The sequence below is a fragment of the Streptomyces sp. NPDC050560 genome, assembly GCF_044457285.1.
GTDB lineage: Bacteria > Actinomycetota > Actinomycetes > Streptomycetales > Streptomycetaceae > Streptomyces.
Map to the genome: position 1 here is coordinate 428219 of NZ_JBITGT010000008.1, position 25675 is coordinate 453893.

General features: G+C 68.8%; 19 protein-coding genes, 1 tRNA gene and 1 pseudogene. 11 read left to right on the plus strand and 10 right to left on the minus strand.

What is annotated here, in order from left to right; all coding sequences use genetic code 11:
• Window positions 1–292: 292 nt before the first annotated feature.
• Complete coding sequence (locus ACIBIW_RS21110) at window positions 293–826, plus strand: VUT family protein (RefSeq protein WP_399338303.1); 534 nt, start codon at window positions 293–295, stop codon at window positions 824–826.
• A 1418-nt stretch (window positions 827–2244) separates the two neighbouring features.
• Window positions 2245–2320, plus strand: a tRNA-Arg gene (locus ACIBIW_RS21115).
• Between the two features lie 126 nt (window positions 2321–2446).
• On the opposite strand, the gene ACIBIW_RS21120 is transcribed toward ACIBIW_RS21115, so the two are convergent.
• Entirely contained in the window at window positions 2447–3358 is a 912-nt protein-coding gene (locus ACIBIW_RS21120) for a hypothetical protein (RefSeq protein WP_399338305.1), read from the minus strand.
• Window positions 3359–4069: 711 nt separating this feature from the next.
• Window positions 4070–4240: a DUF6086 family protein gene (locus ACIBIW_RS21125; protein WP_399338307.1), complete on the minus strand. Its 171-nt coding sequence runs from the start codon at window positions 4238–4240 to the stop codon at window positions 4070–4072.
• A gap of 182 nt (window positions 4241–4422) precedes the next feature.
• Between ACIBIW_RS21125 and ACIBIW_RS21130 the strand changes: the two genes are divergently transcribed.
• A complete protein-coding gene (locus ACIBIW_RS21130) occupies window positions 4423–5025 on the plus strand; it encodes a hypothetical protein (protein ID WP_399338309.1) in 603 nt (200 codons plus the stop codon).
• Between the two features lie 140 nt (window positions 5026–5165).
• Here the strand turns inward: ACIBIW_RS21130 and ACIBIW_RS21135 are convergent, their stop codons facing one another.
• The 4 genes and pseudogenes from ACIBIW_RS21135 to ACIBIW_RS21150 form a co-directional block, all read right to left on the minus strand.
• Window positions 5166–5501 carry a beta/gamma crystallin domain-containing protein gene (locus tag ACIBIW_RS21135; RefSeq protein ID WP_399338311.1) on the minus strand — a complete coding sequence of 112 codons (336 nt, stop codon included), beginning with the start codon at window positions 5499–5501 and terminating at the stop codon, window positions 5166–5168.
• A gap of 1502 nt (window positions 5502–7003) precedes the next feature.
• A pseudogene (locus tag ACIBIW_RS21140) lies at window positions 7004–7186 on the minus strand (transposase); the annotation flags it as partial.
• Between the two features lie 224 nt (window positions 7187–7410).
• Window positions 7411–9261 (minus strand): aminotransferase class V-fold PLP-dependent enzyme, encoded by a 1851-nt coding sequence (locus tag ACIBIW_RS21145; RefSeq protein ID WP_399338313.1) that lies wholly within the window; start codon window positions 9259–9261, stop codon window positions 7411–7413.
• Between the two features lie 13 nt (window positions 9262–9274).
• Entirely contained in the window at window positions 9275–9484 is a 210-nt protein-coding gene (locus ACIBIW_RS21150) for a hypothetical protein (protein WP_399338315.1), read from the minus strand.
• Between the two features lie 279 nt (window positions 9485–9763).
• On the opposite strand from ACIBIW_RS21150, the gene ACIBIW_RS21155 reads away from it, so the two are divergent.
• Window positions 9764–10579, plus strand: a complete 816-nt coding sequence (locus ACIBIW_RS21155; protein WP_399338317.1) for an alkaline phosphatase family protein — start codon at window positions 9764–9766, stop codon at window positions 10577–10579.
• A 4-nt stretch (window positions 10580–10583) separates the two neighbouring features.
• Here the strand turns inward: ACIBIW_RS21155 and ACIBIW_RS21160 are convergent, their stop codons facing one another.
• Both ACIBIW_RS21160 and aepY read right to left on the minus strand, forming a co-directional pair.
• A complete protein-coding gene (locus ACIBIW_RS21160; RefSeq protein ID WP_399338319.1) occupies window positions 10584–11693 on the minus strand; it encodes a 2-aminoethylphosphonate aminotransferase in 1110 nt (369 codons plus the stop codon).
• Window positions 11694–11746: 53 nt separating this feature from the next.
• The gene (gene aepY / locus ACIBIW_RS21165; protein ID WP_399338321.1) at window positions 11747–12850 is read right to left on the minus strand and encodes a phosphonopyruvate decarboxylase; all 1104 of its coding nucleotides are present in this window, start codon (window positions 12848–12850) and stop codon (window positions 11747–11749) included.
• Window positions 12851–13007: 157 nt separating this feature from the next.
• On the opposite strand from aepY, the gene ACIBIW_RS21170 reads away from it, so the two are divergent.
• The 3 genes from ACIBIW_RS21170 to ACIBIW_RS21180 all read left to right on the plus strand — a co-directional run bounded on the left by ACIBIW_RS21170 (window position 13008) and on the right by ACIBIW_RS21180 (window position 16137).
• Window positions 13008–13472, plus strand: a complete 465-nt coding sequence (locus ACIBIW_RS21170; RefSeq protein ID WP_399338324.1) for an adenylyltransferase/cytidyltransferase family protein — start codon at window positions 13008–13010, stop codon at window positions 13470–13472.
• A gap of 67 nt (window positions 13473–13539) precedes the next feature.
• Window positions 13540–14646 carry an amidinotransferase gene (locus ACIBIW_RS21175; RefSeq protein WP_399338326.1) on the plus strand — a complete coding sequence of 369 codons (1107 nt, stop codon included), beginning with the start codon at window positions 13540–13542 and terminating at the stop codon, window positions 14644–14646.
• 552 nt (window positions 14647–15198) lie between these two features.
• Entirely contained in the window at window positions 15199–16137 is a 939-nt protein-coding gene (locus ACIBIW_RS21180) for a ParB/RepB/Spo0J family partition protein (RefSeq protein WP_399338328.1), read from the plus strand.
• A gap of 65 nt (window positions 16138–16202) precedes the next feature.
• Here ACIBIW_RS21180 and ACIBIW_RS21185 read toward each other — a convergent pair whose 3' ends face one another.
• Both ACIBIW_RS21185 and ACIBIW_RS21190 read right to left on the minus strand, forming a co-directional pair.
• Window positions 16203–17819 carry a B12-binding domain-containing radical SAM protein gene (locus ACIBIW_RS21185; protein WP_399338330.1) on the minus strand — a complete coding sequence of 539 codons (1617 nt, stop codon included), beginning with the start codon at window positions 17817–17819 and terminating at the stop codon, window positions 16203–16205.
• Window positions 17820–17860: 41 nt separating this feature from the next.
• Window positions 17861–19189, minus strand: coding sequence for a JmjC domain-containing protein (locus ACIBIW_RS21190; protein ID WP_399338332.1), 1329 nt, complete (start codon window positions 19187–19189; stop codon window positions 17861–17863).
• A gap of 434 nt (window positions 19190–19623) precedes the next feature.
• Between ACIBIW_RS21190 and aepX the strand changes: the two genes are divergently transcribed.
• The 4 genes from aepX to ACIBIW_RS21210 are packed head-to-tail and all read left to right on the plus strand — an operon-like array spanning window position 19624 to window position 25675.
• Window positions 19624–21222: a phosphoenolpyruvate mutase gene (gene aepX, locus ACIBIW_RS21195; RefSeq protein WP_399338334.1), complete on the plus strand. Its 1599-nt coding sequence runs from the start codon at window positions 19624–19626 to the stop codon at window positions 21220–21222.
• Window positions 21223–21231: 9 nt separating this feature from the next.
• Window positions 21232–22518: an acetyl-CoA carboxylase biotin carboxylase subunit family protein gene (locus ACIBIW_RS21200; RefSeq protein ID WP_399338336.1), complete on the plus strand. Its 1287-nt coding sequence runs from the start codon at window positions 21232–21234 to the stop codon at window positions 22516–22518.
• A 39-nt stretch (window positions 22519–22557) separates the two neighbouring features.
• Complete coding sequence (locus tag ACIBIW_RS21205) at window positions 22558–22863, plus strand: phosphopantetheine-binding protein (RefSeq protein WP_399338338.1); 306 nt, start codon at window positions 22558–22560, stop codon at window positions 22861–22863.
• A 49-nt stretch (window positions 22864–22912) separates the two neighbouring features.
• Window positions 22913–25675 carry an amino acid adenylation domain-containing protein gene (locus ACIBIW_RS21210; RefSeq protein ID WP_399338340.1) on the plus strand — a complete coding sequence of 921 codons (2763 nt, stop codon included), beginning with the start codon at window positions 22913–22915 and terminating at the stop codon, window positions 25673–25675.

Genomic DNA, 25675 nt, shown 5'->3' on the forward strand with positions numbered 1-25675 from the left:
GGTGAATCGGGACTGCACGCGACGATGACTGAAGCCATCCATATACTCTTGGCTGAATCCTGCTCTCGTGCGAGGTCGGCCAGTCCGCTGACCGCATCTGCAAGGTCTCTATCATGGCGACCGCGGCCATCTGGCACAGCCTGCGCTGCAAGCGGATACGGGTTCTGACCTTCGGTTTATCGATTCGTCCAGCAAGCGTTAGTGGCGCGAGCTGTGCTGTCTGGGCGCCGCTGCCTTCGTTCCGCTCACGCAGGCCAGCGAGTTCCTGCCACGCCAAGACAGAAAGAAGATCGTGAAGGTCCCCGCTCCAGCCGGTATAACCACGCTCGTCGCCTACATCGCCACCATCCCGGCCGCGAACTTGGCCGTCACTCACATCGGCGCCCTGCCCGTCGGCTTCGGCTATGACGCCCCAGCCGGGGTCTACATGGTTGGCCTGGCCCTAGTGTTCCGCGACCTCGCCCGTGAGGCCGCGGGCCGCAAGGCGATCCTCGCGGCGATCGCCGTCGGCACCGTCGTGTCCTACTTCCTTGCTGACCCGGCTCTGGCCTTTGCGTCGGCCGCTGCGTTCGCCGTCGCCGAACTGATGGACTTCGCCGTTTACGAGCCGCTCCGCACACGGGGGCTCCTTGTTGCCATGCTGGCCTCGAACGCAGTGGGACTGGTTGCCGACAGTCTGATCTTCCTTAGGATGGCATTCGGCTCTTTCGACTTCCTGCCAGGGCAGATCCTCGGAAAGGCGTGGATGACGCTCGGGGCCGTAGCGGTCCTTGCCTTCCTGCGCCGCCGGAAGCTCGCCGCCGCAGAAGCCCCGCCCCGCGCATAGGGCTGCACGATTGGTGGCTCTGTGCGGTTCGTTACCCTTCGGCTACAGGATCATTGGGCAGCCGTGGGCGAGTGGCAGACAAGGATGCTGATTGCGCGGGGAAACGGATGAGCGTATGCCGGGCTGGCCAAAGCGAAAGACAGGCCCGGGACCAAGACCGCAGTCATGCAGAAGCGAGCATGCAGGCACATCTGCTTGCCGTCCCGCACGAGGCACAGGCCGACATGGCGCACTTAAGCGGCCCTGCCGTCTACGGCAGACGGGCGGGCAAGCCTGGAGGTATGCCAAACGTGAGGCCTGGAGGAAGCGTCGCCAAGACAGTGCGGTAGACGCCCATCGGGGCGATCGAGTTCTCATCGAGCAGGGCGGAGATCTCTGCTGCTGTGGAAGTCGGCAACGGGTCGAAGATCCCGGGGGCGCGACGACCCGCTCCGTCTCGTGTGACGAGCGTCGGAATCTGGTCGACGGGAAGCCTGACCTTGCCCGCTTCGCTGCATTCCAGGAGGAGGGCATGGACCATCCACTCCGTCTGGAAGAGTCCGCGTCCAGCTTGGCCCCGGAGGCCCGCTCGCACATAATCGGCGAGTTCGCCCTCCTCAGGGGGCCTGCACCGAGATGCTGACCAACACCTGCTGAAGCCAACTCCCGTACCGGTTCACGCAGGTGCAGACGTGCCCGGGTGCTGTCAGTGGCACGTTAAACGTTCCAGGGGCGCATCGGGTTCGGTCAGCGCCCAGGTGCCGCGCTCCGGCTTGAGCGGCCTGTCGTGGGTCTAAACCCCTCTTTGCGCTACGTAGTGGATGGTTACTGTCCCGAAGCCACTCTGGCCCACGACGTACCCCTGAGCCCCCACGATGGGCTCCTCCTTATCGGCAACTTGAACCGCAACACGCACTCCCGCAAGCTCTCGCTCCGCGGGTTGGCGGACTCGGCCTCTATCGCGCACCCCACCGTCACCCGAATCCTGAATGCCGACGTCCTACCAGACATCGGCACACGGACCCGTCTGGAGGACGCTCTCGACCATCAGCTGGCCTGGCCCTTCAGTCATCCGAGCTCCCACGGCGGCCAGACGACAACAGATCTTTCCCCTCCGCTTGCTGCTGCCTCCTAATCTCGGCATCACCGACGCAGCGGACAGAACCGGCGCCGACACTGGCTGGAGAGCAAGCTCCTATTCAGCGCATCGAAGAGAGAAACCGCAGGTCAAGCACCTCGCGGTAGCTGAAGCCCCGGTCCTTCACCCCGCAGCTCCACCCCGATCCGCTACGCTGTTCACGTCAGTAGCCAGGTCACGCAAGATGTCCGCTCGAGTATTTGTCGTGAGTGTCCCGCGGATCCCTACTGACCAGCTGGCTTGTACACTAAGGCCGAAGATCCACTCGCTGGGTTTTCTTCAAGGTTTTTCGCAAGCCTCTGCCTTCGTAGCTCAGGGGATAGAGCACCGCTCTCCTAAAGCGGGTGTCGCAGGTTCGAATCCTGCCGGGGGCACCAGGCGCCGCGCACGCGGCGAGTACGACAAAGGCCCAGGCGAGCCGGTAGGCAACCGGTTGCCTGGGCCTCCGTCATGGGCGGCAGCGGATCATGGCACCGAAGCGGCCGTGCCAGATCCGTGCCAGATCAGTTGATCTTGTTCTGCTTGCCGGTGCCGCCTTCGCCCTTGTGGGCTTTCCCGCCTTGGCGCCCCTTCGCCCCGCGCCCGGATCTCCTGATCAGCCCCTCCACGTGGTCCGAGATCTCCCGATCCTGGCCGCCGACGAGGTGCTGATAGATCATGGCCGCGCGGACGGTCGAGTGCCCCCTGCGCGCCATCAGCTCCCGGGTGGTGGCCCCGCCGGTCGTGGAGGTGCATGCCCTTGACGCCCGCTCGGCGGCGGGCGTCGGTCCAGGGATCATGGAGACTCTCCGGGACGAGCGATGTCGGGGAAGAGACCGTGCGGACACCCGCCGCGCTCTTGGGGCCTTGGTCTCCAGCGCCTCGGACTGCGGTTCGGCCTGCGCGCGCCGGATGTGGACGAAGCGTCCCTCCACGTCGACTTGGGGAGTGGAGATCTCCGCAACGGCCAACTCCCCGAGATACGGGCGGATGTGCAGCCGGATGACGCCCCCGTTCCTGCCGCGGCTTGTGGCCGCGTAGCCCCGCTCCCGGAACCAGCGGTCGATGAAGTCGCCAAGCGTGATCTTTCCCGTGTCGGGGCCGGTCCAGCGGCCTCGGGCGATGTCCGGCTCGATGCCCCACAGGGCCACCTCGGCATCGGTTTCGTCGGGTGGGTGTGTTCGCCGTTGCGCAGTTGTCTGGTGGCCGGGTCGGGGTCGGTTTCCACAGGCTGTGAGTAACGGGCCGCCGCGCTCCTCGGGTGAGTAGACGTGCAGCAGTTCTCCGGTGGTGGCGTCGACGAGTGAGGCGCTGCCGACGAGGTGAACGGGGTTGGTGCAGCCGCCCAGACGCACGATGCCGCCGTACCAGAAGCCGAAGTCTCCGGCCGACGCGCGTTCGGTCAGGGCTGCGACGGAGTCCGCCGTGGTGTTCATCGGCCACCCCCGAGCGCCTGGGCCATGACGGTCGCGATGGCTTCGGGGCGCGTCTTGGCGCTGAACCGCAGCGCTGGATTGTTCAGGTGGCACTGCGGTGGCTGCCACAGGAGTTGCACCCGCGGGTGGTGTGGGCAGCCCTCTGTACGGATTGGCCAGCGGTCGCAAGGCCGCCATTTGGGCTGACGGTGAGGGACGAAGCGCCCTGGGAGAAGTACCAGGCAGCGCTCGGCGACGTGCTGGAGCATCGGCCGTGAACGTGTCGTCGCTGCTTCGGCTTCCCGTGGAGATCGGCCACTTCCGTGTCGAGGCGAAGTGGTTGCTTGAGGTCGCGCAGCGGCCCGACTGCCCGGAGTACCCGTCGGCGGTTGCGCTGGGCTGGGCGAGCCTGTATCTGCTGATGCCCCGGGTGGAACTCCTGGCCCGAAGCGTGCCCGACCGACGGCCACGCCGGGCCGGCATGCACGCGCTGGCCCAGGCAAAGCGGGCCCTCGACCGCACCCCGCATTCCGAACGGGCACAGGAGCGCAGCGAGTACGCGAGGCGTCTGGCCGAGGCCATGCGGCTGCTGCGCGGCCAACTACGCAGTCTCGCGACGGCATGGATTCCGGCTTACACGCCGGGCACCGTCCCGGCCGGGTGCTCCAGTGGCAACTCCGCGCAGGCACCTTCGGAGAGGACGACGATCTCCGCGTGCCGCGTCGTGCCGTCTCAGGCGAGCAGTGCGTGGGCGAAGGCGGTGGGGCCGATCTGGCACTCGTCGGCCTCCATGGGCCCGATGCCGAATGCCACACCCACCTCGTCCTGGTGGACGGCGACCTGGCGCAGGAACAGCCGGGACGCGCCGGTGGACGGCTTCCAGGGGGTTCGGTCGCCCGCCACGGTAGGGGAGCCACCGTGTTCGCGATGCGTTCCGCCGCGAAGACGCCACTGAACCGCCCGACGCCCTCCGCCGTGGTGGAAGCACACAACGGACGCACACCGGTGCGCACGGACGCGGACAGGCCGTGTCAGGGATACTCCTCCGCGCATCCCGCGCCCGTAGGCGACGACATGGAGGGGACATGGGAATCAGCAAGAAGGAAAAGCGTGATCGCAAGATCGCCGATTCGTGGGTCTACGGCGAATTGAAGGACCAACTTATGAACTCCGCCATCGCTCGGGATTCCCTCCGCGAGAGGCACCAACAGGCGATGCGTTTCTACGTGCGCAACCAAGACAACGAGGGCAGGTTGAACAGTCGCTGGTCCTATCACGAGCAAGCGGTAGAAGCAGCGCGGAACACCGAGGCCGAGAAAAGCCAAGAGTATCGTGGACGCTGGGAGCAAGCGCGGGGCAGCGTGCACATAGGAGCGGACGAGAAGATGGCGGGTTATCGTGCGAACGCGCTGACCGAAAGCCTGCGTACTTTCAATGAAAGAAGAAATCAAACACTGAGCGAATGTCCGTCGCTGCCCCAGCTACCCGTACCAGCCTACGAACCGGGTATCCCTCCGGCACACCAAGGGATGACGGTGACGCCGTATTCGACGCTCTCGCAGATGGCGGCGCTTCGATTGCCGGAATATCCCGGCGGGAATGCCCGCGGGGAAGAGGCGCACTCCTCCGCCCAAGGCCCGGCAGCTCACCACCGCCGGAGGGCGACCCAATCCGGCAGGTCACGCTGAACGGCCTCGCGCCGGGTCAACAGGTCGGCGGCATCAGATCGCCGCCCTACGGGCCGGGGCCGGGTATGCGGGCGGGGCCCTGCCGCCCTGCCTCACGGACACGGCGACAGGGCCCCGGGGGCGTATGGGCCCGGGGCCCGCTACAGGATCTGGATCTTCGAGACCTTCGGGGGATTGTTCGGGAAGGTGATCACGTAGTTCTTGGGATACGTACGGGTGGAGCCGTTCGCGTCGTAGTACTTCACGCGATTGTTTCCGGTGGTGATCTTATCCACCCACTCGCCCAGGCTCGTGGTGCCCGCATTCGCGTAGCACCTGTGGAATTTTACCCCGGTCGTGTGGCTGTAGATATTCAGGAAACCGGGGTGGCCGCAGTCCACCTTGTTGATGGCATATGCGGACCCGCTCGGCACCATGACGCCCAGCACGGCCGCCGCGGCGACGGGGGCGGCGACGAGCCATTTCTTTGAGAACATGTCCTCTTCTTTCTGTAAGACGACGAAGGGCCAACCACGAAGGCATAAAAAGGGGCGGCGCCGAGGAAAGACGAATCGGGCAGTACGTTCCACCCGGCTACCCACATCCCGGCAACTCCACGTCCCCGTCCCAGGGCCGTGCGGTCACGACGGTCAACCGTTCCAACGGGAATCGCCTCGGCTTGGTTCAACGCCAGGAATTCATGTCCCGTTGCCGCGCCGCGGAGCCGTCAGAAGTGACGGGGCGGCACTGCCCACCGCTCCGGTGACGAGGGGCCGGGTCCGGCGGCTGTACCCGTGCCTCGCGCCATCGGTTGAACCATCGCGGGTGCGAGCGCCGTTGTCGTGGTCAAGTCGGTCGGCAGGCGGACTGCGTCCGGCGGATGCCGGGCACCGCTGGGGTTGAACGGCTCCCATCGTTCGGGATGAAAGGTCTGAGGGGAATTGGAACCAGTTTCGGATCAGCAAGCGGACGCAGCGTACGCCGATATAGCTCAACGGCTCGCAGATATAACGTACTCTGTCACACAAGCAGAGATTGCACGTAACAACGCCGGCTTCCCCAATCCCGAATACGGGGGAGCCCCCAATTACTCGCCCGGCTCAAGGCTATCCAGGCTCTATGAAGGTGAACGGACAGCGGAAACTGGATACCATGATGCGTTGAATGAAACAGTCGGGCATGACAGGGCAGCCAATATGGCGTACCCGCCGGAATCGGCAGTTCCCCACCGAAGGGCGGCCGGAAGGGCACTCTTGCACCTGGAGAGAGCCTCTGCTGAGTACGTCAACGCAATCCGAGCGCACTCGGACGAGCTGTGGAGGCCCGTTCACCGTGCGATCGCACAGGCCGCACAGAGCGAGCAGTTGGACGAGGCCGGCGAGCGAGCCTCCGCCGCCCGACTACCCGTGCCTCGCACCGGCAACTCGTCGAGGCACACGGTACGCGACCAACCCAGCACTCGCGGCCGCCGCGACCACAACCACGGTGCCAGCCACCACGGCAAACACGACAAAGGGGAGAGCAGCAAGAGGCAGCAGAAGCGACGCTAAGACGTCGTTTCATGTGGTGAGGCGGCCGGGGGCAGATGGGGGCCGCCGCTATGCCGGTGAAGGCATTGGCCCGCCTGCCCCCGTCGACTCGATGGCCCTGCTGTCGCTGGAGAACACGGCACCTGTGCTCATGGGGGCTGGTATCTGGCCGTCGTCCTTGTTTGGAGCTAGGTCCTTCTTGTAGTCCCTTCCAGAGTCCCCGGGAGGCACCGTGTTCGCGATGCGTCCCGCTGCGGCCGAGAACACTTCCGGCGAGGAGAGCATGATCCTTTGAACCCTCAGGGTTCAGTGCCCAAGGTGTCCAACGTTGGCTACAGATCCGCGACCCGGAGCGGGAGCGGGAGCGGAGGTACGCGGCCAAGAAGCGAGCGGCTGAGCGTGGTGGTCACGATAAGGAACGACCCCTGTCTCCATCCGAGTTCGACAATACGGGCGAGACCGCCACGGCAGGGCCGAGCGAGCAGCCACCGTTTGATGTCGGGTGTCTTGTGGGTCGCGTGGTTGTCCAGGATCAGATGAATCTGCAGATCAGCCGGGACTTCCTTGTCGAGCTTCGCGAGGAACTTCTTGAACTCCGCTGCTCGGTGGCGGTGGTGCAGGGAGCCGATCACTTTGCCGGTGGCGACCTCAAGGCCGCGTCCACCTCCCCGACACCCCCGCCCGCAAGATCCTCCTCCTGCGCGCAGCCCGCGACGCCGACCCCCCCCGCACGCAAGCGCATCCGCGACACCGCCGCCGAACTCGCCGAAGCCCTCACCACCACAGCCACCATCCCCTCGCCACCCCCACGCCACCCGTTCCCATCTGCCCCGTGCCCCGCCGGGGGCACCAGGCGCCGCGTACGCGGATTTTGTGATCAACCCATCCGTGTGGTTCGCGATCTCCCGGTCCCGGTCGTCGACGGGACATCCTCACGTGCGGAGACGACGGCGTCGGCCAGTGCCGTCGCTGCGCGGTCCACGTCGTCGGTGGTCAGTCGGCCCAGGTGGCCGACGTGCACCGTGGCCGTACCGTCCGGTGTGTGTCCGTGGCCGACCACCATCCGTGCCGAGGCCCACAGGTTCTCCCGCAGCCGGGCCGGCGGCACGTCCTGGGGCAGGGCGAAGGTCGTACAGGCCGACGTGCGCAGGCCGGCCACCGGCGTCAGACCGGCCCGCTCCGCGCATTGTCGTCGGAAGCGTTCCGCCAGTTCGCCGCGGTGGGCGAGGACGGTGTCCAGGCCCGTTTCCTGGATCAGTGACGCCCCCAGTCGAAGGCTGAGCAGTGCCGGGGTCGGCAGGTGGGCGGGCCGCTGGTCCGCGATCGCGGCGTGCAGGTCCGGGTAGCCGCCGGTCGTGCCGGGGCGCCCGGAGTCCAGAACGGCGAGTGCACGGGCGCCGAGAGCGAGCAGGCACGTACCGGGCGGTGCCATGACGCCTCCTGCGGAGGACGCCAGCGCGACGTCCACTCCCCACTCGTCCATGCGCAGTTCGTCCGCGCAGAGCCCCAGAGTGGCATCGAGGATCACCATCGAGGCCGGCTCGCGTACCGCCGCGAGGACGGCCGGGAGGTCGGTCAGGGCGCCGTCCTCGGGATCGGCCATGGACAGGATGACGACCGGTGGAGGCCCCTCGGCGGCGACTGCCAGGGCGAGCCCGGACCGGTCCAGTTGTCCGCCGAACGCTCTCTCCACGGCCGTCACTTCCCGCCCGAGGTGCTCGACCACCGGGCGCCAGCGGCGGACGGTGGAGCGGCCACCGGCGACGACGACCCGGTCGGTCGGGGTGCTCAGCGCGGACACGACCGACTCGAATGCGGCCTCCGGGGGACAGGCCAGCGGAAGGACGCGGCCCGTGGTGCGGAACAGCCCGGGGAGCAACCGGTCGAGATCCTGGCGGGCCTTCCGCACGAAAGGGGACCCGGCGGGGACGGGCTGCGCACCGAGCAGCGCGAGCATTTCGCCGGGCAGGCGCGGGGTGCCCGGAACCCACCAGTCCGCCTCGGGCGCATCCCGCGCACCTGCTCCGGCGCGGTCAGGTCCTGGCGGGGCCTCCGATGCCTTTTCCCAGCGCCCGCGGTCGGCCGCGCGGATCAGGAGGAAGTGCGGGACGAATATCGCCAGGCCGGCGCAGACGAGCGTGGCCAGGAGCGCGAGGAGGGTGCCGCTCGCCGGGCCGAAGACGATCAATACGGCGACGATCGGCAGCTCGATGGGAGATGCCAGCCAGAGGGCGCGGACGATGGCACGGAACGCCCGACGCAGGGCGCGGTGGCCTGAGATGTTCGCGGCATTCGGCCGGATCTGCCGGACCACGGCGACGTAGACCGCCTGGACGACGGTGAGCGACGAGACGAGCAGGACGTTCCTCGGCCTGGGGTCGGCGAGCAGCAGCGCCGCGCCCGCGCCCGCGATCAGCGACATGTTGCCGATCCAGTGGGCGAACTGTTCGAGGAGCGTGCCCGACAGGGACGGCTGGTTCCGGATGCGTGCGAGGTCGCCGTCGAGGCAGTCGAGGAGGACGGCGAGGAGGACGAGAAGGGCGGCGGCGGCGCGGTGCTCGGACGCCAGCGCGAAAGAGGCCGCGACGAAGAACGCCCCCCATGTCACCGTGACGGCGTTGGAACTCAGCCGTGAGTCGCGAAGCCTGGGGGTGAGCCGGGCGCTCGCCCACTTGAACGGTGTGTAGAGCGGGGGATGCGGCGGGGTTTTTCCGGGGATCTGCGCCACGCCGGGCACCCGTCTATTCCGGTAGGCCGTCGGTGGTGATGTCGGGGGAAAGATCGGCGGCACTGCTCCAGTCCTGCCACGTATCCGATTCCAGTTCGGGTGCGAGGCTGGCGAGTTCCGGTGCGAGGCTCGCTGATTCCGACGGGAAGTCGTCGGGCCCGGAATCCAGCGGAAGGTCCTGCGAATCGGCCGCGGGGCTGAAGTCGTCGTCTGACTCGGTCACCTGAGAACTCCTTATCACGCCGTGAGCACTGGCCCAGTATCGTGAGCCGGCGGTGCGGCGGTCAACGCACACCGGATTGAACGGCGGAACGGCACGTCCAGGCCGGAGTTGATCGGGGATACAGTGCCTCTGAACCGGCCCCGGCCAGGTCAGGCGGGCGGTCCTGCGCCGGGTGACGTGGTACAACGAAGTGCCCGCGCGCTGCGCCCGTGGGGCCGGACCCGGCTCGTGGAGAACTCCGAGCAGACCCCATTCGCCCGCATGAGACGGAGTAAACGCATGCCAGCCAACGGAGTGGTGGTCATAGGCGTGGACGGCGTGCGCTTCGACACTTTGCAGGCGGCGAGGACCCCTCATATTGATGCGATCGCACAGGCCGGCATGCTCAGTTCATTTACCGTGACCGATCAGGCACCGGTCAATTCAGGTCCGCTCTGGGCATCGGTGGCCACAGGCGTGTGGCCGGCATTCCACGGGGTGTACGACAATAGTCTCGCCGGTCACCGGCTGGCCTCTTTCCCCGACTTCCTCCATGCGCTCGCCTGGACGGACAAGAGCGTGCGCACCTATCTGGCGGCCAGTTGGCAGCCGCTGGCGACGCGGATGTTCCGCCCCGCGCACCGGCTGGTCTCCCTGCACGGTGACGGGATCGGTTACCGCGAAGCCGACGAGGCCGTCACCCGTGACGCGGCCCAAGTCTTCAGGAACGACAAGGTCCATGCCGCCTTCCTCCACCTCGGCGAGCCGGACTCCGTGGCCCACCGCCATGGCGTCGGACCCGCGTACACGGAGGCCGTCGAGAGGGCGGACACCCGGATCGGCGAGATCATCGCGCCGCTTTCGGACCGTACGGACGAGGAGTGGACGATCATCGTCGTCACCGACCACGGCCACCGGGACGGTGGCGGGCACGGCGGGCGCTCGCCGGGGGAGACGACCGCGTGGCTGGCCGGTGCGGGACCAGGTCTGGTCGCGGGGCCGGCCCGCCATGTCGACGTCTTCCCCACTGTCTTCGCCGCTCTGGGCAAGACCCCGCACGCCGGATTCGGCCTCGCCGGCACCGCTTTGCAGAAGCCGGCACCCGCCGACGCGTGACTCTTCAGCCGACCCCGCCGCCGGGGGTGTGCTCATCTCCCCGCGCCTGCGGAGCGGCCAGGACCTCGCGGAAGGCGCGGAGGAACCCGTCCACGTCGGCGGCGGTCATCTGGCCCATGGTCGAGAGCCGGAAGTGGTCACGTGCGAACCCGGCCTGGCCCGCGTAGATCACGAATCCGCGGGTTTTGAGCGCGTGGTGCAGATCGGTGTACGAAACACCCGGCGGAAGCGGGAAGACGGTCAGGCAGACGGACCGTTCGTCCTCGGGAACCGGGCAGTTCAACCCGAGCCGCCCGAGCCCGTCGCGCAGCACGGCGGCGAGCCGCGCGTACCGCGCGTGCCGCCCCGCCGGGGTCTCGGCGATGACGAGGCCGAGGGCCGCGTCGAGGGCGTAGCAGGCCGGAACCGCGGGCGTGAACGCCGGGGCGGCGGCGTGGTACTGGGCGGCGTAGTGACGTCGCAGGTCGAGATAGAAGGACCGGGCGTCGGTGGGCAGCGCGTCGAATCCGTTGCGGGCACCGATCACGAAAGACAGACCTGGTACGCCCTCAAGGCACTTGTTGGACGAGCCGACTACCCAGTCGACCTCGTCCTCGCGCAGCGACAGCGGCTCGGCCCCGAAGCTGCTGATCGCGTCCACCACGACCTGCGCCCCCGCCTCGTGGGCGAGTCGCACGACGGGGCGCAGCGGGTTCAGCACTCCACTGCTCGTCTCGTGGTGCACCAGCGCCACGTGCGTGGCGGGGTGCCGGGCCGACAGCAGCCGGGCGACCTCGTCGAGGTCGATGCGGTGCCCCTCGGCGCCGCGCATCCGCCGCACCGGGACGCCGAGTGCGGTGGCGATGCGGTGGAGGCGATCGCCGTAGTGCCCGTTGTCCAGGACCAGCAGACGTCCGTCGGGTGGCACGACGGAGCCGACCGCCGCTTCGAGCGCGGCGGTTCCTGAGCCGGTCAGAAGCACGGCGGCGTGCCGCCGGTCGCCGTCGGCGACAGCGACCAGTTTGTCGGCGACGCGTGCCATGAGGTCGGCGAACTCCGCCTCCCGGTGGCACACGTCGGCCCCGGCCATCGCGTTCCGTACCCGCGGATCGGTGAGGACAGGACCGGGGTTCATCAGCACCTGCCGACCGGGTCGGGGAGTGGCTTCCACGGCGAAGGGCCGGTGGTTCATCCGGTCACGAACTCCTGGAATCGGGCGGCCGAGGCCGGCGGCGGCAGCGTCGGTCGGCCCAGCCCCGGATCGGAGCCGCTGCGGATGGCTATGTGCCCGAACGAGGTGGCCGTGCCGCGGCACACCGTCCGAAGGCACTCGGCGATCTCCGCGCGGCTGGCGGCGCTGACGACTCTCGGGTATCCGCAGGACCGCGCGAGAGCGGGAAAGTCGATGTGCGGTGATCCGGTGGCCTGGCCGCCCGTCGACTCGTACGCGGCGTTGTCGAGCACCACATGGCCGAGATTGGGCGGCCTGAGCCGGCCGATCGTCGCCATCGCCTCCAGACGCATGAGCGCCGCCCCGTCGCCATCGATGACGATCACCCGCCGCGCCGGGCTGCGCAGCGCCACCCCGAGCCCGACGCTTGAGGCACAGCCCATGGAGCCCACGACGTAGAGGTTCCCGGCGCGGTCGCACATGGCCTCCAGTTCGCGGGCCGTCTTCCCGGTGGTCGCGATGACCGCCGCGTCGGCCGGGGCGGCACGCGTGATCAGCTCGATGACCTCGGCCCGCGTCGGGTCCCCGGCCGCGGCGGCACCCGGCTCGGCGCGCTCGTACGGGCCCACGGTCCCCTTGGGCACGAGGACGGCGAACGGCGACCGCCGCTGCGCGAGGTGCCGGGACGCGGTGGCGAGCAGGGCTTCGGCCCCGGCCCGGTCGTCCGGCAGGACCTCGCTGCGGATGCTCATCGCGTCGAGGAGGTCGCGTGTGATGGCCCCCATGAGCGTGTGCTGGGGTTCGTCGGTACGGCCGGGCTGCCCACGCCAGGTGATCAGCAGCAGCATGGGGACCGCCATGGTCTGGACAAGCGAGGTCAGCGGATTGACCGCGTTGCCGAGACCGGAGTTCTGCATGATGACGGCCGGGCTGGCCCCCGCGAGCCGCAGCCCCGCGGCGACGGCGACTGCCTCGCCCTCGTTGTTGGCGACGAGGTAGTCGGCGTTCGGGCTGTCCTCGGCGGCCGCGATGACTCCGCCGAGATACGAGCAGGGCACGCCGACGAAGGGACCGAATCCGAAGTCGCCCATGCGGGCCACCAGGTGTGCCGGGTTCAACATGCCGTGGAACCTCCTTCGGAGCACTGCCGCGGTGGTGCCGGCGGTGCCGATGGGCGGTTGTCGTCGTTGTGCCGGTGTTCCATTCTGGGTCCGGCCGCATGGGCTGGGAAGACGGTCATCCTTCCGCGGAGCAACGGCTCGAAAAAGTGGGGTTGGTATGGATAACCTCGATACGACTGATGTGCCACGGGTCTATGTGGACATGACGGGAGACCTCTTTCACGCGGGCCATGTGGCGCTGCTCAAGGCCGCCCGGCAGTTCGGGAATTGGCTCGTCGTCGGGGTGCTCTCCGACGAGACCGTCGCCTCCTACAAACGCCGACCCGTCATGTGCCTCGCGGAGCGGGTGGCGGTGATCGAATCATGCAGATACGTGGACGAGGTCATCCCGGACGCGCCATTTCGGGTCACCGAGGAATTTCTCGCGGAGCACGGGATAGCGAAGGTGGTGCACGGCGACGACATGTCGCCGCAGGCCACGGAGGACATGTACGGGCCTGCCGTAGCGGCCGGGAAGTTCGCGTACGTTCGCTACACCCAGGGAATCTCGACCACCGAGATCATTCAGAGAATCGTGGCAGCGCATTCGGACGACCCTCGATCGGCTTCGCCGATCGGATAGGCAGGGGCGAATCTTGAAGACCGAGGATTCATCAACCGTCAGGAAACAGTCAGTACCCGTATCCGCAGTGTCCTCGCACAACGAGTGGGACCCGCTCGAAGAAGTGATCGTGGGCACCATCGAGGGCGTCACGATCCCCCCGCTGACGCACGAGATGAAATCCATGGTGCGCCGGGACTACTGGGATTTCTATCGGGCGCACGCGGGCGAGCCCTACCCGGAACACCTCGTGCGGGGTGCGTCGAAGGCGCTCGACAACCTCCAGCGGGTTCTGGAGGACGAAGGGGTCGCGGTCACGCGCCCCGGCCCCGTCGACTACGCCACCACGTCGTTCCGCACGCCGTACTTCGAGTCCACCGGCTTCTTCAACGCGGACGTGCGCGACGTCCTGCTGGTGGTCGGTGACGAGGTCATCGAGGCACCGATGGCGTTGCCGCCACGCTACTTCGAGCACGCGAAATACCAGCCGTTGTTGCAGCAGTACTTCGAGAGAGGCGCTCGCTGGACCGCGGCGCCGAAGTGCTCGATGGGCCGACACATGTACGACGACGACTACCCGGAGGAGCACCTGGAGCTGTTCCGCGGCGAGCCGGGCGTCCCGGACGACGTGGGCCCGCTGCGGGGCCGGTTCATGACCACGGAGGCCGAACCCTGCTTCGACGCCGCGGACTTCTCCCGCTTCGGACGCGACATCGTCGCCCAGCGCAGCCAGGTCACCAACGAGCTGGGCATCCGGTGGCTGGAGCGGCACCTCGGCAGCGAGTACCGCGTCCACCGGGCACGCTTCCGCTCCTCGGGGCCGGTGCACATCGACACGACCTGGGTCCCGCTGGGCGAGGGCCGGGTCCTCACCTGTCCGGCGCGGCCGTGCCTCTCGCCGGAACTGGTCGACATGTTCAAGCGGGCCGGCTGGGAGATCATCGAGGCCCCGGAGGGTGTCGCGCCCGCCGAGTTCCAGCTCTCCAGCCGCTGGCTGTCGATGAATCTGCTGGTGATCGACGAGCAGCGGGTCGTCGTCGACAAGCACGAGGAGCCCACCATCACAATGCTCAGGAGCCTCGGCATCAGGCCCGTTCTGGTGGACTTCAAGGACCACTACGTCTTCGGCGGCGGCCTGCACTGCGCGACGCTCGACGTGCGGCGGCGCGGCACACTCAGGAGCTACTTCGACTAGGTCGTGTCGTTTGGATCTTCGTGGACCAGGGCTCCGCCGACGACGCACCCGTCGTCGGCGGAGCCCGCTTCGTGTGGGGCGGCGCTTCTTTCCGGGCCGAAGACCGGCAGGAGGGCGCGAGGCGCGGAGGCTCCACCGCAAGCGCCAACCCGCACCCGGTGGTTAAACGATTAACTTTTACAGCGCCCAGCGTGATCGGCCGACGACAGAAAGTCCTTCGGGGGCATCGCTTCCGGCAACGTATGAGGCCATGCTCCCGGTCCTCGGGGGTGGTTGGCGTTTCTTTCCGGGGGTTGAAGGCCAGAAAAACTGGTGCGACGCTCGGGGACTCCAACACAAGTGCCAACCCGCGCGTGAACCATGATTAAACGATTAACGCGCGGCAAGGCCCAGCGTGATCGGCCGACGACAGAAGAGTCTTACGGAGGCGTCGCACCTATGGGGGATTCCGTGAGTGCAGCGGCAGGATCAGCTACCGACGGTCGGGGCGTCACCCGCGTTCCGACGCACTTGCGCAGCGTGCGTACCGCAGGACTTCCCTTACCTTCCGATGTGACGGCGATCGAGCGAGTGCCGGTCAACTCCCTGGTCACCGGCGGGTCTCCGCGGCTGAACGGGGAGGACGAGGAGCACGTCCGCAATCTGGCCGACACCCAGGGGCCACTGCCTCCACTGGTCGTCTGCCGACGCAGCATGCGCGTCATCGACGGCCGCCATCGCCTACGGGCCGCGGTCCTTCAGGGGCGCGAGTACGTGGACGTCCGCTTCTACGACGGCACGGAGGAGGATGCGTTCGTCCTGGCCGTGCGGCTGAACACCGAGCACGGCCTGCCGCTCTCCCGCGCCGATCGGCTCACCGCGGCGCAACGCATCATCAGCTCCCACCCCGAGTGGTCGGACCGGCTGATCGCGGAGGCCAGCGGCATCTCCGACAAGACGGTGGCCAAGCTCCGCTGTGCAACCGCGGAACTTCCGCACTTGTACACCCGCACCGGATGCGACGGCAGGACGAGGCCGCTGAGCACCTCCGAGGGACGCGAGCGGGCGGCCGCCCTGTTCGCCGAGCGCCCCGGCGCGTCGCTGCGTGAGGTGTCCCGGGAGTGCGGGATATCCGTGGGTACCGCGCGCGACGTGAAGGACCGGGTGCGCAGGGGGGTCTCCCCGCTGCCGGGCGATCGGCAGGGCCCCGACGAGGAGGCTTCCGCGCCCGAGGCGGAGCCCCCGCCGCAGGCTCCGCCGTGGTCCTGCGGGCTGCCGGAGGTGCTGAGTGCGCTGAAGCGTGACCCGTCCCTGCGGCTGACCAACATCGGCCGCCTGTTTCTGCGCCTCGCCCTCAGCCATCCGTCCGACGCCACCGAGTGGGAGCAGTTGGCACGCGGGCTGCCGCCGCACTGCCTCGACCGGGTATTGCAGTTGGCGCGCAGCAATGTGGACGCCTGGCAGCACTTCGCCGCCGTTGTCGAGAGCAGGCGGCACCACACGCACCACTGAAGCCCCCGCCCAGGGCGGCACACGACCTGCCGGAACGGAACACACCCGGGAATGTCCGGCCCCGCCTAGTCGGCCATGGCCACGGCGTCCCCGGGTCGGTAGTGCCGCACCAGTTCCTCAAGCTTCGCGTTGGCCTCCGGGGTCTCCGGCTCGGCCGCGCGCACCCGGTCCCAGTCCTCCTTCGGCGCGGTCTGGTACAGGCCGAAACACTTGGCGATCCCGATCACTTCGGCGCGGCTGAGCTGGGGCTGGTCGAGGATGCTCACCTCCGGATCGGAGATGTCGCAGAACGTCTCGGGGTCGAGATAGCCGTTGGACTCCGCGATCCTGCGCAACTCGGTGCCGTGCAGCGGCGAGAAGATGAAGCACCCGACAGTGTCGATGTCGTCCGGCAGGCTTCGGGTGAAGTCGATCGTTTCGAAGATCAGCTCCCGTGTCTCCTCCGGCATGCCGATGATCAGGTTCCCGGTGGTGGAGAAACTGCGGCCGGAACAGACCTCGAAAGCCCGCCGCAGTTGGTCGTTCGTCTGGAAGCGCTTGAGCATCTTCCGCCGGTACTCGGCGTTTCCGTGCTCCACCCCGATGCTGGTGCGCAGCATGTTCATACGCTCAAGACCGTCCGCCGCATGCTCGGTCATGGTTTCCGAGCGCGTGTTCATCCAGAACGGGATGCGGTAGTCCTCGTAGCGTTCGACCAGCTCGTCGAAGTACTTGTTCGGGACCGCCAGAAAGGTGTCCGCGAGCCAGTAGACCAGCTCGATGTCGTGCCGCTTGTTCAGATGGTCAAGCTCCGCCATGACCCGGTCGAGCGACTTGCGCCGGTAGAACTTGCTGCCCTGTTCGGCGACGGCCATGCGGTTGTTTCCCGGCGAGTTGCAGTAGGTGCACTGATACGGACAGCCGCGCTGGCTCTCGATGCCGATCGTGCGCCACAGCCGCCCCTCCATCGGGCGGTAGATCGCCTGTTCCTCGAAGAGGCTGTAGTCGGCGAAAGGCAGTTGGTCGAGGTCGACCCGCTCCCCCAGCGGATTGCGGTATAGCTGGCCGTCGGAGCGTACCCAGAGGTTCGGGATATCGGTCAGCGGGCGGCCGTCGCACATGCGCTGGCACAGTTCGACGAGGGCGATCTCCCCTTCGCCGCGGCACACGAAGTCGCCCACGTTGTCACGGAGAATGAAGTTCGGGGCGAAAGTCGCGAAAGGACCTCCCCAAATCGTGGGAATCTTACGGTCCTGCGCAGGCAGCGCCCGCATCATCGCGCGGCCGATGGAGTAGGTGTTCTCCACGACGGAAACGGCGATCAGGTCAGGCTGGAACCGGGCCACCTTGGCCCGGAAGTCGTCCAGCATGTTGCTCTCGCGGAACCGCACGTCGCGTTCCAGCCAGTCGAACTGCTTTGTGAACGTACGGTAGTGCACGTAGTTGGAGGTGAGTTCCTCGACGTAGAAGGAGCTGTCGAAGAGGTCCACCTGAAAGCCCTGATCCCGCAGTATCGCCGTGAAAAGGCCCATGGAGTACGGCATCATCGCCGCCTGCTGGATGTTCGGGTAGACCAGCAGGACCCTGAAGTCGGACGGTTTCTTCCATACGTCGCGCCGTTTGCCAGGGGTGCGCAGTTCGATCTGCTGGACCATCGGGTTCCCTCCGGGTCGGTACGTCCTCGCGATGTGAACGATGCACACGGGATGGCTCCGCACGACCGGTCATCCGTGCGCTGCGGCTGTCACTGAGCCGGTAGGCCCCAGCGCCGTTCCAGCAAGCCGGCCTCGACGCATTCCTGTAGCAGTTGCCAGAGCGCCCGGGGGCTCAGCCTGCCTTCCGCGGCACGCAGCGCCGCATCGAACATGAACCATTCGGCGGCATCGAGAAGCCAGCTACACAACGGGGCGGATTCGGCGGGCAGTTCGATATCGATGCCGTGGCCGCCGTAGTCGAGTACCACCGGCGGTTCCGCGGTCAGAAGCCGTGCCGACGCGCCGGGGACGAGCCGGAAGGCCGCCTGGTGGTGGGAGGCGAGATTGCCGAGGAGGTCGTCGACGAGCAGTGTCTCGGGGGACTCCAGGGCCGCGCGGGTCTGTTCCACGGCCTCGGCCAACCGCTGCCGGGCGTCGGGGGTCGGGCCCGCCAGCGGGAACGCCCCGATGGGGGTGGTGCGCATGAACGGGTCCTGGGTGAGCCGCCGTTCGAGCGCGGCCAGCACTACGTGCGACCACGTCGGCAGGGCGAAGTGGTACCCGATGGACAGCGATGCCTCGTCGTCCGCGAGGGTGGTGTGGTAAATGCCGCGGGGCAGCAGCAGCACGGAACCACGCCGCATCTCGATCTCTTGCAGGTCCGTCACGAATTCCGTCCGCAGGCCGACGCGGGGCAGCGAGGGCGGGAAGTCCAGCTTGGCGGCCAATTCCTCGTTGTAGAGCGGGTACTCCAGATGCGGATGCCGCCCCACCCGCCATCGCTTGTGCCCGCGGACATGCACCACGACACTGTCGAACCGGTCGAAGTGCATTCCAAGACCGGACCCGGAGCCCGACGGCGAGTAGACCATGCTCAGCACCAGCGGCCTGGGGTTGCTCCAGGGTTCGGGCAGGCCGCGCGCGGCCACCGGCTGGTGCGGCAGCCCGATCGCCTCCAGAATTCCCCAGCTCCGCTCGATCGCCTCCGGAAGGTTCTTGAGCATGCGCCAGCAGACGAGGGTGTGGCCGGCGTGGTAGAGGGGGACCGCGTCACTGATCGTGGTCGGCGGAAAGGTATGGAGATCCTGTTGCTGCCCCGTCGTCCCTGCGCTTCCCTCGGTGCCGGCCGCGTCCCGGAATCCGTACACCGACACCATCATGTCGGGGTCGAAATCGGCCAGGGCTTCCGGGGTGGGAAAACGCTCCGCTATGCGCTCTTCGAGGTCCTTCGGATCTCCGTGCTCGACCAGCGGGCGCCCGCTCGTCCAATGCTCCTGCGGTGCGCCGCGGCGGCTCGCCTCCGGAAACAGTTGTCGCAGTGTGTCGTGGCCCCCGGGGCCCGCCGCCGTACCGTCCATGGAGGGTGCCGCGTAGGTCATATGCCTCTTTCCCCTTTCCCGCGCACGCCGACGCGGACGGCTCGACCGTCCGCGCAACTGATCAACAAGAAATGATCACGAGCGTGTTTACGGCTCAGTATGGCGCACCGGATGCGGCCGTCACACGGTCCGTTTGAACAGTACGGGTGAACCGGATTCCGCCCGCGCCGTCGAAGAAGACAGTGGACATGGCAATCACTCGCGGAGTTGGCTACCTTCAGGATGGCTGGCCGGAACCATTGCCGAAGGGGCCGGTCGCCATGCCCGTATGCCGGCCACCCGGTGTTCTGAGCCGCGATGACGATCGGACGAGGGAGTTCGTGTTGGGCAAGGTAAAGACCCCGCCATGGCCGGTTGCGGACGATGCGCGTTCCGGAGACGGAAGCGGCACCTCAAGGGCGGCGGGAACGCCCAAGACCACTCAACTGCGAAGAATGCTCTGCTCGACGGATCTGGAATTCATCCTGGAGGCGCACAACGGCATCAGCGCCGTCGTGGCCGAGGAGGCCGGATTCAATGGGATATGGGCTTCAGGGCTGGCTCTTTCGGCCCAGTTCGGCGTGCGGGACAACAATGAGACGAGCTGGACGCAGGTCGTCGACATGGCCGAATTCATGGCGGACGTCACATCCGTTCCCATACTCCTCGACGGCGATACCGGCTACGGCAACTTCAACAACACAAGGCGCCTGGTCCGCAAACTCGAACAGCGTGGCGTCGCCGGTGTCTGTATCGAGGACAAGGCGTTCCCCAAGACGAACAGCTTCATCAACGGAAAGCATCAGACGCTGGCCGACACCGCCGAATTCTGCGGAAAGATCGCCGCCGCGAAGGACTCGCAGTCCGACGACGACTTCTGTGTCGTCGCCCGGGTGGAGGCGTACATCGCAGGCCGGGACACCCGGGAGGCGCTCCGCCGGGCGGAGGCGTACCGCCGCGCCGGTGCCGATGCCATCCTCATCCACAGCGCCTGGTCCAAACCCGACCAGATTCTGGAGTTCGCGCGGGAGTGGGCGGGCCGGGCCCCCCTGGTGATCGTGCCGACCAAGTACTACAGCACCCCGACCGACGTCTTCCGCGACGCCGGTGTGAGCCTGGTGATCTGGGCGAACCACCTCATCCGCAGCGCCGTGGACGGAATGCAGCAGACCGCGCGGCAGATCTACCGGGACCAGTCGCTCGTCGAGGTCGAGGACCGCGTGGCGAGCATCAAGGAGATCTTCCGGCTCCAGGGCATGGCCGAACTGGAGGCGGCGGAGAGCCGCTACGCCGACGGCGCGGGAGCGCGCACCGGCGCGATCGTACTCGCGGCTAGCCGGGGTGAGAAGCTGACCGATCTCACCAGCGACCGCCCGAAGGCCATGCTGCCGGTCAACGGCAAACCGCTGCTCGACCGGCTCATCGAACTCTGCAACGGTCAGGGGATCGCGGACGCCACCGTGGTCGCCGGCTACCGGGCCGACCGCATCGACACAGAGGGCATCACACTCGTCCACAACGACGAGCACGCCACAAGCGGCGAACTCGGCTCGCTCGGCTGTGCCCGCCACGCGTTCCGCGACGACATGGTGATCCTCTACGGAGACCTGCTGTTCCGCAGCTACGTGCTGCGCGAACTGCTGGATTCGGACGCCGAGCTGACGGTCGTCGTCGACTCGCAGAGCGGCACCGGCGACACCGCGGGCATGCGCGACCGCGCCTACTGCTCGGCACCCGACGACCGTTCGGTGTGGGGGCGGCCCGTCGCGCTGGAACGGATCACCGGCGCCGCCGAGCGGTCCAGCACCCGGGCCGACGGCCGCTGGATCGGAATGCTGCGCGCCCGGGCCGACGGGCGGGCCTGGATCGAGCAGGCATTCGACGCGCTGACGGCCCGGCCGGACTTCCCCCGCCTCACGCTGGGCGACCTGCTCAACCATGTCGTGGCCGCGGGCCATCCGGTACGGGTCCTCTACATCCACGGCCACTGGCTGGACGTGAACTCCCTCACCGACCTGGAACAGGCCGGCCATTTCACCAGCGGCCGGCCGTGAGGGAGGAACATGACCCAGGCACCTGCCCGCGGCTCCACCGCGGGCACCCTGCTCGTCGCCTATGACGCCGCCGACAGCACGCTGTCGCCGCTGCGGGTCGCGGAGGCGGCCGCGGACCTCGGGTGCGCACCGGCGTTCATCACGGCCGGGACGTACCGCCACGACAAGGTACGGCCGCTGCTCGCGTCCCTCGGGCGGGTGGTCGACGGTTCCGGGGGCCCCGATGCGGCACTCGTCGGTGAGCTGCGCGGGCTGCGTCCCGCCGGAGTCGTGACGTTCAATGAGATGCTGCTCCCGTTCGTCAGCCGGCTCGCGTACGCCCTCGACCTCCCCGCCCACGCCCCCGCTGACCTGGGGCCGATCACCAGGAAGCCCCTTCAGCGGCAACGGCTGGCCGACCGCGGCGTGGAGGTGGTCCGCTTCCGCGAGGTCGCCCGGGTCGACGAGGTCGAGAGCGCCCTGGCCCACGTCGGCCTGCCCGCCATGGTCAAGCCGACCGTCGGCGCGGGAAGCCGCGGCACCCTACGCGTCCACACCCGGGCCCAGTGCGCGGCCGCCGTGGCGGAGATCGTCGGCCCCGACGCGGCCGCGCGGGGTGTGCCCGGCGGGACCGCGATCGTCGAGGAGTTCCTGGCCGGGGCCCAGGTCGAGCACCCCTGGGGCGACTACATCGGTGTGAGCTGCATCGTCGGCGGCGACGACGTGCACCCCTTCTTCATCGCCGGCAGATTCGCGTCCGCCGACCCGTTCCGGGAACGCGGCGCGTACGGCCGCCCGTTCCGGCTTCCCGAGCCGGTCCTCCGGGCGGCCCGGGAACTGGCCTGCCGAGTGGTCCGTGCGCTCGACGTCCGCAACGGCGTCTGCGAAGTCGAGCTGAAGCTGACGAGCACCGGCCTGCGGGTGCTCGAACTCAACGGCCGGCTCGCCGGATGGGTCGACGAGATGGCCGTCAGGACGGGCTCCGCCGACCCCGCGGACCTCGCACTGCGCAGCGCGCTCGGCCTGGAGATCCCCGTACCGTCCGGCCGGACGAACGGGCTTGTCGCCTTCGTGTACAACGTCGTTCCGCCCATGACGGCCACCGGTGTGGTGGCGGTGGGCGACGGCCTGCTCGGGCTCCGCGCCCTCGACACCGTCGAGCGGGTGGAGATCCACACGGCTCCGGGTGCCCCCGTGGACTGGCGTGAGGGCACGCGCAGCCGGGTCGCCTCCGTCTCCGGAACCGTGGCGGACGCCGCCGAGCTTCCCCGGCTGGTGGCACGCATCGAGAACACCGACTGGATCGAGTACCGGTGACCCCGCCGGTGACAACTGATACCCGATGGGAGACGCGTGGTGACTGAACACCCGGCTCCGCAGCCCGCGGTCGAGCAGATCCGGGACGAGGCCGACTTCGTCCCCGTCGTGCGCGCGGTGTGGCGGGACATCCTCGGCTGCGAACCGCCGGACGACGACACCGGATTCTTCGAGGCGGGTGGGGACTCGCTGCTGCTCCTGGCCCTCGTCGAGAAGCTCACCAGGGCGAGCGGGCTCCCGCTCAGGACCCTGGCGCTCTACCGCGCCGCGACGATCCGCAAGCAGGCCGCCCTGCTCGCCGAGCTGAGCCGGGACGGCCGCGGAGACCCCGGTCAGTGCATGTGAGGGTGCGCCGGGAAGGCTGCGCCCTGTCGCCGAGCGGAGACGATCACTCATGGAAGAGACCCGATTCGGGCAGGCACGCGGCCGGGCTTTCACCGCGACCGTCGACCGGGGGGACATCGACACGGCCGCCTTCGCGCGGGCGCTGGCGGACGTCACGGCAGCGCCGGAACCCGCTCCGCCCGAGATCGGCATCGTGGAATGCCCGGACGTGGCAGGGCCCTTCGAGGGGTACGCCCGTCGAAGGGCGTGCGCGCTGCTCGACGGCATGCCCGGCGGTGGTCCCGGCTCACGACTGCTGCTGCTCTCCGAGCACGGCATGCTCCGCGCCGTACTGGCGGCCGGCACCGACGACGCGTTCGACGCGGGGTCCACGGCCGCCCTGCTGCGTGCGGCGCTCGGCCGCCACGACGAACTCCGAGGAGGAGCGGCCCCGGAGCGGGAGGACGGCAGCGGCTGCGCCCGCGCGCCCAGAGGCGCCGTACCCGCCGGGGCACCGGCGCGGCTCGCGGCCGCGTGGTCGGTCCGGCTGGGCGTCCGGCTGGGCGGGGTGCCCGGCCGCCCGGGGCCGCCGGGGGACCGGCCGGGTCCGCAGGACCACGAGGCGCCCGGCGGGCGGCTGCCGGTTCGGCTGTCCCCGGACACCGCCGCCGCGGTGCGGGACCGCTCGCGCTCGCTCGACGTGTCCCCGTACGCCTTCCTCCTGGCCGCGTTCGCGCTGACGCTGCGCAGGCTGACCGGTGTGCGGGCGCTGCCGGTGGAGGTGCCCTCGGTGGACGCGCCGTGTGCCGAGGGGGTGCAGGTCGTCGACTACGGGAACGCGGTCCCCGTACGGATCGCCCCGGACGACGACCAGACCCCCGACGCGTATGTCCGCCGGGTGCACGAGGCGCTGACCCGCGGCCTCCACAGGTCCGGTCCCCGCCATCCGCTGCTCCGGCCGTCCTGCGCGGGCGAGAGACGCCCGGGTGGAACCGGCCCGCGGTCCGTCCTGGTGGACGAGGCCGGTACGGCACGGTGCGCTGTCGGCCTTCGGCTCTACCACGGCGACGGCTCCCTCGCCGGGTTCCTGGAGCACGACCGGGGGCTGTGGAGCCCGGGGGAGGCGCAGGGTTTCGCCAGGGGTTTCGAGGCCGCCGCCATGGATCTCGTGAGGGCCACGTCCGAGGGCGGCGCCGCTCGCACGCTGGTGGACATCCGGTGCCTCTCCGCCCGGGACCGGATGATCCTCGACCGGGTCAACGGAGCGGTCCGGGAGTTCCCGCCGTCGTCCCTCGACGAACTCTTCCGTGCCACGGCGCGTCGCCGGCCGGGCACGGTCGCGGTGCGGGACGCGGAATCCGCGCTGACGTACTCCGAGCTGGCCGCCGCGGCGGCCGAACAGGCGGCCCTGCTCCGTGCCGCGGGCGTCCGGCAGGGCGACACGGTGCTGGTCGGTGTTCCGCGGTCGGTGGCGGAAGCCGTGGCGGTGCTGGGCGTGCTCTGGGCGGGGGCCGCCTATGTCGGTGTGGATCTGTCCGAACCCGAGGCCCACACGGCGAAGATCGTCGCCAAGGCGTCCCCCGCGGCGGCCGTCGTCGCCGGTGAGCGCTCCGGCCGACTGGCACGGTGCGGTATCCCCACCGTCAGCCCGTGGCAACCGGGACGGAGTTCCGGCGCCCCCGGCGCCCCGCCGCCGCCTCCCGACCCCGATCGTCTGGCCTACGTCGCCTTCACGTCGGGTTCGAGCGGCGACCCCAAGGGCGTGGCGATCCCGCACCGCGCGGTGATCCGGCTGGTCCACGGCGCCGATTACCTGCCGCTGGGGCCGGGTGAACGGATGCTGCGGCTGTCCCCCCTGCCGTTCGACGCCTCCACACTGGAGCTGTGGGGCAGCATGCTGACGGGAGCCACGCTCGAAGTGTGCCCGCAGGACCGCTTGTCGCCGAACGAGATCGGGGCCTTCCTCGGGGAGCGCCACATCACGGTGGCGTGGCTGACCGCCGGTCTGTTCAGGCTGGTGCAGGAGTTCGCGGGCGGCTCGCTCGGCACCCTGCGTCACCTCATGACCGGCGGGGACGTGGTCCCCCACGAGCACGTCAGGCGTGCCCTCGTGGACCATCCAGGTCTCGTGGTCAGCAACGGCTACGGGCCGACCGAGAACACCACCTTCACGACGGTCCATCAGGTCCGTGACCCGGCGGCGGTCGACGGACCGGTCCCCATCGGCACCCCCGTCCCCGGGACCCGGGTGTACGTCCTGGACGAGCGGGCGAGGCTGCTGATGCCGGGCGCGGTCGGGGAGCTGTACATCGGCGGGGAGGGCCTGGCGGCCGGATACCTCAAGGACGCCGAGGAGACCGCCCGCTCCTTCGGGTTCCTCTCGCCGGACGTGCCGGAGCGGCTGTACCGGACGGGCGACCTGGTCCGGATCGATCAGGACGGGCGCATCCACTTCCTCGGACGCGCGGACGACCAGGTGAAGGTCCGGGGCCACCGCGTCAGGCTGCATGTGATCAGCGAGGCGCTGACGGCGGTCGACGGAGTCGAGGAGTCCGTCGTCACCGTGACCGAAGGCGACAGCGGTGACAAACGGCTGATGGCCGCGGTACGGCTGACCCCCGGTGCGGGGGTGAGTCCGGCGGAACTGAGGTCACGGCTGTGCGGCCTGCTGCCGTCGTACCTGGTCCCCGCCCTCTGGGCGGTGGTGGACCGGCTGCCCGTCACGGCGAACGGCAAGGTCGACCGGCGTCTGCTCGCGGCCGCCGCGCGGCCGGCCGGTGCCTTCGCGCGGCACCGTGTGGCCGGTGGAGCACGAAGCGGTCGGGAAGGGTAG

What these genes read in the sequence shown, in the direction of transcription:
- ACIBIW_RS21130 (WP_399338309.1), top strand. Translation starts at nt 4,423, where the DNA reads ATGGGAATCAGCAAGAAGGAAAAGCGTGATCGCAAGATCGCCGATTCG.
- ACIBIW_RS21160 (WP_399338319.1), bottom strand. Translation starts at nt 11,693, where the DNA reads ATGAACCCCGGTCCTGTCCTCACCGATCCGCGGGTACGGAACGCGATG.
- ACIBIW_RS21135 (WP_399338311.1), bottom strand. Translation starts at nt 5,501, where the DNA reads ATGTTCTCAAAGAAATGGCTCGTCGCCGCCCCCGTCGCCGCGGCGGCC.
- aepY (WP_399338321.1), bottom strand. Translation starts at nt 12,850, where the DNA reads ATGTTGAACCCGGCACACCTGGTGGCCCGCATGGGCGACTTCGGATTC.
- ACIBIW_RS21200 (WP_399338336.1), top strand. Translation starts at nt 21,232, where the DNA reads ATGACCCAGGCACCTGCCCGCGGCTCCACCGCGGGCACCCTGCTCGTC.
- ACIBIW_RS21210 (WP_399338340.1), top strand. Translation starts at nt 22,913, where the DNA reads ATGGAAGAGACCCGATTCGGGCAGGCACGCGGCCGGGCTTTCACCGCG.
- ACIBIW_RS21170 (WP_399338324.1), top strand. Translation starts at nt 13,008, where the DNA reads ATGGATAACCTCGATACGACTGATGTGCCACGGGTCTATGTGGACATG.
- aepX (WP_399338334.1), top strand. Translation starts at nt 19,624, where the DNA reads ATGCTCTGCTCGACGGATCTGGAATTCATCCTGGAGGCGCACAACGGC.
- ACIBIW_RS21120 (WP_399338305.1), bottom strand. Translation starts at nt 3,358, where the DNA reads ATGAACACCACGGCGGACTCCGTCGCAGCCCTGACCGAACGCGCGTCG.
- ACIBIW_RS21190 (WP_399338332.1), bottom strand. Translation starts at nt 19,189, where the DNA reads ATGACCTACGCGGCACCCTCCATGGACGGTACGGCGGCGGGCCCCGGG.
- ACIBIW_RS21155 (WP_399338317.1), top strand. Translation starts at nt 9,764, where the DNA reads ATGCCAGCCAACGGAGTGGTGGTCATAGGCGTGGACGGCGTGCGCTTC.